The organism is Acetomicrobium sp. S15 = DSM 107314, assembly GCF_016125955.1.
GTDB lineage: Bacteria > Synergistota > Synergistia > Synergistales > Thermosynergistaceae > Thermosynergistes > Thermosynergistes pyruvativorans.
The window spans coordinates 1-340 of the sequence record NZ_JADEVE010000158.1 but is presented as its reverse complement, the minus strand read 5'-3'; the positions used below and the strand labels follow the sequence as shown (position 1 = coordinate 340).

Below are 340 nucleotides of genomic sequence, written 5' to 3'. Positions count from 1 at the left end.
GGTCGAAGCTGTGAGGGCTGCTGAAAAAACGCTCGGTAAAGTATATTACGGAGTAAGTGAAAAAGAGGCAAAGAGCCGAGTATTTAGGCGCTCCTTATTTGTCGTTAAATACGTAAAAGCTCGTGAGGGTTTTACGGAATACAACGCGCGGTTCGGCGACCCGGAGGCGCAGGTGGTCTTGCCGATCTGCGACGTCGATTGGGGTGAGGTCATGCTATCGGGGGCAAAATCCGAGTCGTTAAACGCCATCAAGGCAAAGGACTGCGCCGTTGGAGTGGTGATGGCCTCCGGGGGCTATCCCGACCGTTACGACGTGGGCTTTGAGATAAGCGGCCTGGAG

General features: G+C 54.4%; 1 pseudogene. It reads left to right on the top strand.

The features are described 5' to 3' along the window. Positions 1–340: pseudogene (locus tag EZM41_RS13545) on the top strand (hypothetical protein); the annotation flags it as partial.